Raw genomic sequence first — 11,409 nt, 5'->3', positions numbered from 1 at the left:
GACGCGACGCTGAACACCAACTATCCGGCCCCGTATGTCTTCGAGTCGACCGGCAACGTGACGCTGCCGGCGCCGGCGGTATTGACGATAGCCGGTGCCTATACCTGGGAGAACCTGACGGTCGAGCTGGCCTGGGACCGGACCTTCTGGTCGGAGTACGAGGAGTTGGACATCCAGTATTCGACGCCGCTGCGTCACCCGGTGCTGGCCCAGATATTCGGCCCGCCGGTAGCGAAGAACTGGGATGATACCGATGCCTTCCGGATCAGTGCGACGTACGTGTTCAACGAGACGTTTACCGGCATGGTCGGTTTCGCCATCGATGAGAATCCGGTGCCGGAGGAGACGCTGAGCTTCGAGCTGCCCGATTCGGATGCGATGCTGTTCTCGATCGGCGGACGGATAAAACTGAGCGAGCAGATGGAGCTGGGACTCGGCTTTCTCTACGACCTGAAAGACTCGCGAAAGGTCAACAACGGCGCGATTGTCGGCGAGTTCGAGAACGCCTCGGCGATCCTCGTTTCGGCCGGGTTGAGCTATAAGTTCTAGCGACAGGACGACCATCAGCCCAGTCGATGTCGTGACGCCCCGTCCCCGATCATGGGGACGGGGCGTTTTTCGTTCCGGCCGTTCAGGTGAGCAACAGATTGTTGGTGAATCTGATGACCGGCAGGATAACAGCAGACAGCACACCGGTAAAGGCAAGCACCAGAATCAGGATAAAACCGTAACGCTCGACCAAGGCGAAACGGGCGGCCATCCGTTCGGGCAGCAGCCCGGTCATGATCCTGCCGCCATCCAGCGGCGGGATCGGCAGGAAGTTGAAAATACAGAGGACCAGATTGATCCAGATGCTGGTCGCCAGCATCAGGGAAAACGGTACAAGCACCGCCTCTATCAGCGGCAGCTTCGGCAGCAGAGTCCCGCCGACCAACACCAGGCGCAGCAGCACGGCGCTGATAATTGCCAGCAGCAGGTTGGTTAACGGGCCGGCCAGCGCGACCCAGAGCATGTCCCGGCGGGGATTGGCGAAATAGGCGGCGTTGACCGGTACCGGTTTCGCCCAGCCGATCTTGATGAAGAAGAAAGCGATGGTACCGAGCGGGTCGAGGTGCTTCAGCGGGTTGAGCGACAGTCTGCCGGCCTGCAACGCCGTCGGATCGCCGAAGCGATAGGCGATATAGCCATGGGCGTATTCATGCAGGGTCAAGGCCAGCAGCAGCGGCGGTAGTTGAATGAGGAGCTGTTCGAAAAGGGTCATGGTCCTGGTCTTGTTTCGGTCCGTCCTGCCACGACGGGAAGGAGGTTAGTGCCCGTCGCTGAGCGGAAAATAATCGTTGAGAAAGGCGATTTCATCGTCGCGGGTACTGGTCAGACCGTCGAGTCGGGCCAGCAGGAGCGCTTCGAGCATTTTTTTGAAGGGTGGTCCGGGCCGGTAACCGAGTTGCTTGAGATCGTCGCCATTGAGCAGCGGTGCCTGGTGGCGTAGTGTTGTCACGTAGGCGGAGACGGCTTTTTTAACCTCGGTTTTCCGTGCCACCGCCATCAGATAGAGCAGCCCCTCGATATGCAATTCCCTGAAGGCGACGAAAATATCACTGTTTTTCAGTTCGCTGCGGGCTGACAAGTGATGGCTGGCATTGTCGGCCAGTTGTTTTTCGCTCAGCAGCATGGTCCGGTTTCGCTGGGGCAGTTGGAAACGGTCGCAGAAATTGGCCAGTACGGTCATTGACGACCGGCTCATGATGGTCAGCAGGTAGATGATCCAGGGTTCATATCGGTCGGTGAGATAGAGCAGCTTGAACCAGGCGATTGAACGTTGGGTCTGGACCAGGCAATGGCGAAAGCGCCGATCGATGGACAGATGCGGTTTGAGGTCCGGCCAGAGAAACGGAAACAGTCCGAGTTCGGCCAGCCGTTCCAGCGCCGGTGAGGCATTTTCTTCATTGAGCAATAGTTTGAGTTCGGTAAAAAAGCGCGGATCGTCGGCTTTGCCGAAGAGGTTCATCTTCACCGCGTTACGGATCAATCGCTCGGTGTGTCTGGCGATGGTAAAGTCCATCCGTTTTTCAAAGCGTACCGCACGGAAGATCCGGGTAGGGTCATCGACGAAGCTGAGGTTGTGGAGCACCTTGATGGCCATCTGTTTCAGGTCGTTCTGGCTGTTGAAGAAATCGACGAGACGGCCGAAATGTTCCGGGTTGAGCTGAATGGCCATCGCGTTGATAGTGAAATCGCGACGATACAGGTCGAGTTTGATCGAGGACAGCTCAACGGTCGGCAGTGCCGCCGGGTATTCGTAATATTCCAGGCGGGCGGTGGCGATATCGATTTTCAGGTCCTGCGGCAGGATGATGGTGGCGGTGCCGAACCGTTCATGTTCCCTGACACGGCCGCCAAGGTGCTGGCCGAGCTTTCTGGCAAAGGCGATACCGTCACCCTCAACGACGATATCAAGATCGATGTTCGCTTTGCGCAGCAGCAGATCCCGGACAAAGCCGCCGACGACAAAGGCGTTGAACAGGAACTGGTCGGCGATAGTGCCGATGGTTTGCAACAGTTCAACGATCGGGCTGCTCAAACAGCCGGACATCAGGTGGCTCAGGTTTCTGCTGCGCTCAAGCGATGGGTGTTCCGCTTCATGGAGCAGGTTTTTCGGCAGATTGGCCGGTTCGTTGACGAGGCGGTTGAGCAGATCGGTCCTGGTAATGATGCCTTTGATGTCCCGGTCATGGACGATCGGAATGAGCCGCTGCCGATGTTCGATGATGATCTCCTGGATGTCCGCCAGCGTCGCATTGAGCGACAGTACTTCGATATCGCTGGCCATATAATCCTGGACCGGCTGGTTGCCCAGTTCGTGACTGACCGCCCGCTCGACCATTTGCCGGGAGATGATGCCGCAGATAATCGGCTCGCTACCTTCCTGCCGAGCCGAACGGCGGGGAACGACCGGCATCGCGTTGATATTGTAACGGGTCATCAACGCCTGGGCCTCGTAGAGGGTGGCATCATCGACGACGGAGATGGCCGGTGAGGTCATCATCTCCCGGGCGATGGCCTGTGGTCGAACGTGGCGTTGCAGACTGCGGATCAGTTGATCATAGGCCTCGATCGGCCCGATATCCGCTAGGGTCGCGGATGACGCCGACGCATGTCCGCCGCCGCCGAAATCGCGGGCGATCGCCCCGACGTTGACGTCGGGGATGCGGCTCCGGCCGATCAGGTAAGTACGACCGGCCATCGCCACGATGGCAAAGAGCACATCGAGGTTCTCCATATTTACCAGCCGCTGCACGATCAACGAGAAATCATCGACGTAGATGGGTAACGACAGCGTGGCAATAACGATTTCCAAATCCTGAACGGTCACCCGCTTGGCATTTTTCATCAAGTCGTTGAGATAGCCGATCTGATGTGAGGTCAGGTCGTGGCTGATGAATTGCGTCACAACGTCGAGCTTTGCCCCGCATTCCAGCAACCAGGCGGCGGCCCGGAGATCGTCTGGAGTGGTGGTCGTGTAGGTCAAAGAACCGGTATCCTCATAGATCCCGAGCGTGAAAATTGTTGCCTCTTCGCTGCTGATTTCGATCCCCTGTTGCTGCAGGATTTCGGCAAGCAGGGTCATGGTCGAGCCGACATCACGAATAACCTCGGAGGTTCCGAGCAGGTCGCCGTCTGCTTTTGGGTGATGATCGAAAACGATCAGCTCAAGATCGGTGTTTTGCAGACAAGCATCGAGTGAGCCAAGGCGCTGGGATGACCGGGTGTCGACGACCACCAGGGAAGTGACTCGGCTTGGCTCGATCTGCTTCGCTTTGAGGAATTGGTAGCGATAGAGCAGGGTCTGGGCGATGAAATCGCGTACCGCTTTTTCCTGGGAACCGGGAAAGACGAGCACGCCATCCGGGTAGAGTTTCTGGGCGGCGATCATCGAGGCCATGCCGTCGAAATCGGTGTTCGTATGGGTGGTTATAACGCGCATGGACGCTGATCCCGGCAGACTATGGGGAAACTTGAAAAATTGTCATTTCGTTCAATCTTATCGTTGCGCAATCAAATTTTATCCTCGGAATATCATCCATGCCTGCGGTAAAACTTTCTTGCGCGCCTCGATTTTGAACGAAATCCCGAATCTTTCAAGCTCCTCTATGGTTGATCAGTTCGGGCGCGGCCGACGTTAGTACTCGGGAGTAGGCGGAACTTACCGCGTGTATAACTGATCCGGTTGATCTGCTAAAAAGTCCTGAAATGAATCGATACTATAGCGACTGCGGACGGCGAAAGCAAATCCCGTCTCGTCAGCCACGCGGATGAAAGGAACGATGGACTGATTTCAGGCGGTTCTGGTCGATCTGGGTGTAGATCTGGGTGGTTGCAATATCGGCATGGCCGAGCATCATCTGCACGGCCCGGAGGTCGGCGCCGTTGGCCAGCAGGTGGGTGGCGAACGAATGGCGCAGCATGTGCGGCGAAATGGTTTTATGAATACCGGCTGACCTGGCGATCTCCCCGATAATTTGCCAGAACCGTACCCGGCTCATCGGCCGGGCTCGACCGGTGACAAACAATGCGGAGCTGCGGCGGCCTTTCAGGATCAGGGGGCGGACGTCATCGAGGTAGGATGCGAGAGCTTCGGCGGTGCGTCTGCCGAACGGCACCAGCCGCTCCTTGTTGCCTTTGCCGCGAACGCGAAGAAAACCGCCGTTCATATTGCAGCTGTTCAACTCCAGGCCGACCAGTTCCGAGACGCGTAGGCCGGTGGCGTAGAGCAGCAGCAGCATTGTGTGGTTACGTAGATACAGCGGGCTGGTCTGTGCCGGCGGGGTGAGCAGTTTGTTGACATCGGCCAGGGACATGGCCTTGGGCAGGGAGGTTCCGCTTTTCGGCAGGTCGACGGTGGCAAAAGGGTTGTTGGCGGTATGCCGGTGAGCGGCAAGATAGCTGAAAAAACCGTTCAGGGTCGAAACCCTGCGGGCGTTGCTGCGATTACCAATGGCCCGGTTGCGGCAGGCCTGCAGGAAGGCATGGATGTCATTGAGCGCGACGTCGTCGAGCCGATGGTGACCACGTTGCTCGACAAAAACGAGAAAGCTTTTGATATCGCTGTGATATGCAACAATGGTGTTGTCGGCAAGTCGTCGTTCGGCGGTGAGGTGACGCAGGAAGAGTTCCAGCAGTGGAGCGGACTGATCGGAGAGGGTCGGTTGTTTCATGATTGCGGTGAACCGATGAAGACCAACCGGAAGGGCCCCGGGCACGTTGCACGGGGCCGGTAACAGCGAAAACGGACTACAATGATTTTCTCATGCGATTGAACTTCCTCAGCTTGCGGCGTGCTTCCGCCTGCTTGCGTCGCTTTTTGACGCTCGGCTTCTCATAATACTCGCGGCGTTTCAATTCGCGTTTGATGCCGTCAATCTGAAGCTTTTTTTTCAACTGCCTGATGGCAAACTCGAGGTCACCTCGAACATCGACTTCTATCATGTGTATCTCCGTGGGCGTTTGCTGAACGATGATGGTAAATCACCGGTTGGTCGCTGTCATTTTGTTTCCGCACCTGATAAGAATGAAGCCCGGTGAGTGGGCTCATTTTATCAGCGACAATCTCTCTATATAAAACGATGTGCCGTCGCTGTCAAACTGTTTTTCAGGATCTCTGTCGGATCGCCCGGATCAGATCTCCGGTGGGGGAAAGATTTTCCCTGGATTGAGAATGTTTTTCGGGTCGAACAACCCCTTGATCCGCTGCATCAGCGCGATGGTCGCGTCGTTGAATTCATACGGCAGATACGGGGCCTTGGAAAAGCCGATGCCGTGCTCGCCGGACAAGGTGCCGCCCAGTGCAATCGCTTGCCGGAACAGTGCCGCCTTAGCCTGTTTGCCGCGTTCGGCCTGGTCGGGGTCGGAGCGATCAAGCATGATGTTGACGTGGATGTTGCCGTCACCGGCGTGACCGAAGGTGAGCATGATCAGATCCAGGTCCCGGGACAGCTGTTCGATAAAGGCGACCAGCTCGGGGATCCGGGAGCGCGGCACCGCTACGTCTTCACTGATCTTGTTAGGGCGCAGTTTCAGGACCGACGGTGAAATGGCCCGGCGGGCCTGCCAGATCTCCTCTATCTCTTTGTCGTTGCCGGCCTGACGCAGCGTGAATTCACTCTGGCCGGCGAGCAGTTCGCGCAGGCGCCTCGTCTGTTCGGCAACCACCGGCTGTTCACCGTCTATTTCGACGATCAACAGGGCCTCGGTGCCGGCAGGCGGCGGACTACTGAGAAAATCGGCGACCACGTTGATGGTCGAACGATCGAGATATTCCAAGGTGCATGGTTTGATATGGGCGTTGAGTATTTCCGAAACCAGTTCGGTGGTCCGTTTCAGCGAAGTCGAGGTGAGCAGGAAGGTCTCTTTGTAAGGGGGCAACGGCAATAGACGGAGCACCAGTTTGGTGATGATCCCAAGGGTGCCCTCTGAACCGACGAACAACCTGGTCAGATCATACCCGGTAACACTCTTTTCTGTTCGGGCGCCGGTGGTGATGATGTCGCCGCTGGCCAGAACCACCTCGAGACCGATGATGTAGTCTTTGGTGACGCCGTACTTGACTGCCGACGGACCGCCGGCACACTCGGCGGCGTTGCCGCCTATGGTGCAATAGTTCAGGCTGGCCGGATCGGGCGGATAGAACAGGCCATGTCGCCGGACGGTACGCTGCAGATCACCGGTAACCACGCCAGGCTCGACGATGGCAATCTGGTTGGCCTCGTCCACCTCTATGATCTTGCTCATCCGGGCCATGGCCATGATCAGGCCGCCGCGCAGGGCAACGGCGCCGCCGGTCATTCCGGAACCGGCCCCCCGCGGGACCACGGGGAAACCGTAGCGTGAGGCCAGCTGCATGATCTTGCCGACCTGTTCAACATTCTCTGGGAAGACCACTGCCGCCGGCAGATGCGGGGCGGCGGTGCCGTCGTAGCTGTAGCAGTGCAGATCTTCCGGTCGGGTGGTCAGCTGGTCTGCGCCGACCATCGAGGAAATCTCGGCAAGGACCGGGGAAGGTATTGCGGACATGGTCATTTCGTTTTAGGGTGAAACAAGGTTTCGTTGATTCGCGGCAGTAACTGCTGCCGCTGTAGTGGCGGCTAACCATACTCCAGATACGATCGTGTTGCCAGCGCAAACAGGGTGGTGGTGGACGGATCATCTGAGAAATTCCTGAGCAGAGGTGATGTTGTGGCCGATCGGAAAAAGATGTGTGTTGCACTGCTCGCCGGAGGCCGGTCGGGCGAGCGAGAGGTGTCTCTGAGTGGGGCTCGGGTGTTCGAGGAGGCACTCGATGCGAGCAGGTTTTCGATCAGGCGGTATGATCCGGCCTCCGACCTCGAGCAGCTGGCCCGGGAATGTGGCCAGATCGATTTCGCCTTTATTTTGCTGCATGGCCAATACGGTGAGGATGGATCGGTCCAGGGGATGCTCGACCTGCTTGGCATTCCTTACCAGGGTTCCGGTATTCTCGGCAGCGCTCTGGCCATGGACAAGAATCTGGCCAAGGTGCTCTACCGGCAGGCCGGTCTGCCGGTCGCCCCGTGGATCGTTGTCGGTGGCCCGGTCCAGAACCGCTGCGACGAGATCATCGCCGAACTCGGGTTGCCGCTGGTCGTCAAGCCGGTACGTGACGGCTCGAGTCTCGGCCTGACTATCGCCCGGAGCCGGGAACAGGTGATGACCGGGGTCGAGCGGGCCCTGCTAAACGATGATCGGGTCATGCTTGAGGGCTACATCGCCGGTCGGGAAATCACCGTTTCTGTCCTTGGCAATAGGGATCCGGTGGCGTTGCCGGTGATCGAGATCATTCCCGGCGCCGAACATGAATATTTCGACTATAACGCCAAATACCTGCCGGGGGCCTCGCGAGAGATCTGTCCCGCCGAACTCGATGATGAACTGACCCGAACGGCTCAGCAGTACGGAGTGCGTGCTCACCAGGTCCTGCAGCTTGCCGGCTATTCCCGCAGTGATATGATCGTCGCTGCCGACAATACCATCTATTTGCTGGAAACCAACACCATCCCCGGTATGACCCGGACCAGCCTACTGCCCCAGGCGGCCGGGGCGGCTGGTTTCAGCTACGGTGCACTGCTCGAGCGCTTGATCGAACTGGGCTGTGAAGCCCATGGCGCGGAGCCGCCGGGCTGATCGTCTCAGTCGACAATCCGCTGGGCGCCGTGGAAGACGTTGAGGCGTTCCGGCCGGGCATACGCGGCCAGCGTCATACCGGCCCGGGCGGCGATGGCCAGACCGAGCGAGGACGGCGCCGTACGCGACATGACGATGGGAATGCGCATCCGGGCGCACTTGAGGACCATGTCAGAGGTCAATCGGCCGGTGGTGTAAACGGCGGCCCGCGGCGAGGCCATGCCGAGCAGAATGGCACCGAGGACTTTGTCGACCGCGTTGTGCCGACCGACATCCTCGTAAAAAGCCTGCAATCGGCCGTCGGCCCAGAGGCCGCAGCCGTGGACGCAGTGCGTTTGCGGACCGAGCGGCGATGCCTGTAGTACCTGGCGGATGAACGCCTTGATATCTTTGAAAGAAAGGGTGTACTCGAACGGTGGTTCGATGAAGCCGTCAAGCATCTCCCGCGGAATTTTCCCCGTCCCGCCGCAGCCGGAGGTGATGATTACCTCTTTCGGTTCGGTGGTTTCGACATCGGCATAGACCGAGATTTTGCCTTCCGGACAGACGAGGACCTCTTTGATTTCTTCCGGCCGCTGCAGATATCCCTGACCAAAGAGAAAACCGACGCCGAATTCGGCCAGGCCGACCGGCAGCACCATCGAAGCGCCGATGGTCACCTCGTTGAGGGTGATGGTGTATGGGGTCTCGATGGCGATCTCTTCCTGTGCGTCAACGCGATTGTCCGGAGTAATGATCGTGGTCGGCTGGGTGATCGAAGCGGCTGTGGTCATCGTGTCCAATGGGTGAAGCTGATTGAGAAAGGTTCAACGGCGATACGTTTCCGGCGGCAACAGATCGTTGAAGTGTGCCGGCACCGCTATATGTAGCAGCTTTGCCCGAATTGTCCAGCCGAATTACACGGATTGATTTTCCTCGATGCTACCTTATCCGGCCGGTCGAAAGATATGGCGTTTTTCGGGACGGCTCGTTTATGGTATACGATGCAGCCTTCGACAGATGGGGGTAATCCGGGAGACCGATTTTTTGAAAGTGAGCGGGGGACAGGTTAAAACCAGCCCCGCCGGTTTTCATATAAAAAAACGAAAAGGGAGCAGCGATGACAGCGATCGTTTCATTTATCGGCTGGCATGACAGCGGCAAGACGTCGCTTGCCGCCCATGTCGTCTTTTCTCTGAAACAGTTGGGTTATCGGGTCGGCGTGGTCAAGTCGAGCTGCGAATCGGGAATCGTCTTCGATACCCCGGGGACCGACACCGATCGCCATCGCCAGGCAGGGGCGGATGCGGTGATGTTGGTGGCGCCGGACCAGACGGTACTGTCGGCAGGACCGTGCAATCTGCCCTTGACCGCGCTGGTGCACCGCTATCTTCCCGATGTCGACATCGTTATTGCTGAAGGGTTCAAGCAGGCCCGTCAGATTGCCAAGATCGAAGTGGTGCGCAACCCGGAACAGATGCTGCGGCGTGAGGTGCACGGCGTGATCGCCGTCGCCACCGATCTGGAAATCGTTGCCGACTATGTATTTCGTCTCGACGAGGCGGAAGAAATAGCCCTGTTTCTGGAAAAGCGGTTTTTGCGGGTCGATGGGCGGGGGCCGGAAAAAGCGGCACTGCTGGTCAACGGCCGCAAGGTGATCATGAAGCCGTTTATTCAGGAGTCGCTGGCCGGGGTGGTCTGCGGTTATATCAACAGCCTGAAGGTCAACGAGACGATCCAGGAGATCGAGCTGCGGATCAGGCTTTGAACACCGGCACTGTCGGCAGGGTGTCAGGTTGCCGGGACGGTCAACCTGACGTCGCCAAATAGGGTTGGAGCGCTTCCGGTATGGCGATGGTGCCGTCCTGCTGCTGGTAGTTTTCGAAGATCGCCACCATGGTGCGACCGACAGCCAGGCCCGAGCCGTTCAGGGTATGGACCAGCCTGCTTTTTTTCTGTCCCGCCGGCCGGTAGCGAATGGCGCCGCGCCGGGCCTGGAAGTCGAGGAAATTGGAGCAGGATGAGATTTCCCGGTAGGCTTCCTGACCGGGCAGCCAGACTTCGATATCGTAGGTCTTCGTTGACGAAAAGCCCAGATCGCCGGAACAGAGGGTAACCACCCGATAGTGCAGGCCGAGCAGCTGCAGGACTTTTTCGGCGTCGGCCAGCAGCGACTCTAGTTCGGCAAACGAGGTTTCCGGGGTAGTGAATTTGACCAGTTCCACCTTGTTGAACTGGTGCTGCCTGATCAGCCCTCTGGTGTCGCGGCCGTATGAGCCGGCCTCGGAGCGGAAACAGGGAGTATAAGAGGTGTATTTGACCGGCAGCTGCCCCTCTTCCAGCGTCTCGTCGCGGTGGAGGTTGGTTACCGGCACCTCGGCGGTCGGGATCAGGTAGAGGTCCCAGTCCATGATCTTGAAAAGGTCTTCCTCGAATTTCGGCAGTTGCCCGGTCGCCGTCATCGTTGCCGTATTGACCAGCACCGGCGGCATGACCTCGGTATAGCCGTGTTTCGTGGTGTGCAGGTCGAGCATGAAGTTAATCAGGGCCCGTTCCAATCGCGCGGCAAAGCCGGACAGCACGGCAAAGCGAGCCCCGGAAATTTTGGCGGCCCGCTCGAAGTCAAGAATGCCCAGGTCGACGCCGATCTCCCAGTGCGACTTGGGAGTAAAGGAAAAGGACGGTTTTGTGCCCCAGATCTTAATCTCCAGATTGTCACTGTCGTCGTGGCCCGGGGGAACCGAATCGTCACAGAGATTGGGGATCGACAGCACGATTTCCTGGAGGCTGTCCTGAATGGTGACCAGTTCGTCATCGAGTACCTTGATCCGGTTGTTGGCCGCTTTCATTTCTTCGATGAGCGGCACTGCCTGCTGGTCGTCGCCGCTTTTCTTCAGGACGGCGATTTCCCGGGACACCGTGTTTCTCCTGTTTTTCAGGCGTTCGACCTCGGCCAGGGCCGTCAGGCGGTTGGCGTCCAGTTCCATAAAGCGGTCGAGTGGCTCGGTGTCTGCTCCGCGCTGTGCAGTTTTGGCCTTGACCAGATCGATGTTCTCGCGGATGAATCGTAACTCATGCATGGTATCGTGCCGAAGGTTCAGTTGAGCACCGGCGGTCGAGGCCGACGGCGGATTGTCTGGATGCAGGCGCTACCCACCCGCCGGCCAGCGGACCGACAGGTACGTCGATGTACCGAGAAGTAATCACAAAACGGGGGGCTGCGCATTCGAGAGC

The 11,409-nt window shown here is 58.3% G+C and carries 10 protein-coding genes; 3 read left to right on the top strand and 7 right to left on the bottom strand.

Annotated elements, in window-relative coordinates:
* A partial coding sequence (locus BUC26_RS14105) for an OmpP1/FadL family transporter (RefSeq protein WP_208609799.1) occupies positions 1 to 549 on the top strand: 549 nt, incomplete at its 5' end.
* Positions 550 to 631: 82 nt separating this feature from the next.
* Here the strand turns inward: BUC26_RS14105 and BUC26_RS14100 are convergent.
* The 5 genes from BUC26_RS14100 to BUC26_RS14080 all read right to left on the bottom strand — a co-directional run bounded on the left by BUC26_RS14100 (position 632) and on the right by BUC26_RS14080 (position 7,071).
* Complete coding sequence (locus BUC26_RS14100; protein WP_073377105.1) at positions 632 to 1,261, bottom strand: site-2 protease family protein; 630 nt, start codon at positions 1,259 to 1,261, stop codon at positions 632 to 634.
* A gap of 45 nt (positions 1,262 to 1,306) precedes the next feature.
* Entirely contained in the window at positions 1,307 to 3,985 is a 2,679-nt protein-coding gene (locus BUC26_RS14095; protein WP_073377104.1) for a CBS domain-containing protein, read from the bottom strand.
* 316 nt (positions 3,986 to 4,301) lie between these two features.
* Entirely contained in the window at positions 4,302 to 5,216 is a 915-nt protein-coding gene (gene xerD / locus BUC26_RS14090; RefSeq protein WP_073377102.1) for a site-specific tyrosine recombinase XerD, read from the bottom strand.
* A 76-nt stretch (positions 5,217 to 5,292) separates the two neighbouring features.
* On the bottom strand, positions 5,293 to 5,484 hold the full coding sequence (rpsU, locus tag BUC26_RS14085; protein WP_425267083.1) for a 30S ribosomal protein S21: 192 nt from the start codon (positions 5,482 to 5,484) through the stop codon (positions 5,293 to 5,295).
* Between the two features lie 192 nt (positions 5,485 to 5,676).
* Positions 5,677 to 7,071 (bottom strand): FAD-binding oxidoreductase, encoded by a 1,395-nt coding sequence (locus BUC26_RS14080; protein ID WP_073377098.1) that lies wholly within the window; start codon positions 7,069 to 7,071, stop codon positions 5,677 to 5,679.
* A 162-nt stretch (positions 7,072 to 7,233) separates the two neighbouring features.
* Between BUC26_RS14080 and BUC26_RS14075 the strand changes: the two genes are divergently transcribed.
* Positions 7,234 to 8,196, top strand: coding sequence for a D-alanine--D-alanine ligase family protein (locus tag BUC26_RS14075; protein WP_244155855.1), 963 nt, complete (start codon positions 7,234 to 7,236; stop codon positions 8,194 to 8,196).
* Between the two features lie 5 nt (positions 8,197 to 8,201).
* On the opposite strand, the gene fdhD is transcribed toward BUC26_RS14075, so the two are convergent.
* Positions 8,202 to 8,969 carry a formate dehydrogenase accessory sulfurtransferase FdhD gene (gene fdhD / locus BUC26_RS14070; protein WP_073377096.1) on the bottom strand — a complete coding sequence of 256 codons (768 nt, stop codon included), beginning with the start codon at positions 8,967 to 8,969 and terminating at the stop codon, positions 8,202 to 8,204.
* A 326-nt stretch (positions 8,970 to 9,295) separates the two neighbouring features.
* Between fdhD and mobB the strand changes: the two genes are divergently transcribed.
* On the top strand, positions 9,296 to 9,943 hold the full coding sequence (gene mobB, locus BUC26_RS14065) for a molybdopterin-guanine dinucleotide biosynthesis protein B (protein ID WP_073377095.1): 648 nt from the start codon (positions 9,296 to 9,298) through the stop codon (positions 9,941 to 9,943).
* 40 nt (positions 9,944 to 9,983) lie between these two features.
* On the opposite strand, the gene serS is transcribed toward mobB, so the two are convergent.
* Positions 9,984 to 11,255, bottom strand: coding sequence for a serine--tRNA ligase (serS, locus tag BUC26_RS14060; protein WP_073377093.1), 1,272 nt, complete (start codon positions 11,253 to 11,255; stop codon positions 9,984 to 9,986).
* Positions 11,256 to 11,409 lie beyond the last annotated feature (154 nt).

The organism is Desulfofustis glycolicus DSM 9705, assembly GCF_900130015.1.
Lineage (GTDB): Bacteria > Desulfobacterota > Desulfobulbia > Desulfobulbales > Desulfocapsaceae > Desulfofustis > Desulfofustis glycolicus.
The sequence above is the reverse complement of the archived record's forward strand: the minus strand, read 5'-3'. Positions and strand labels throughout refer to the sequence as shown.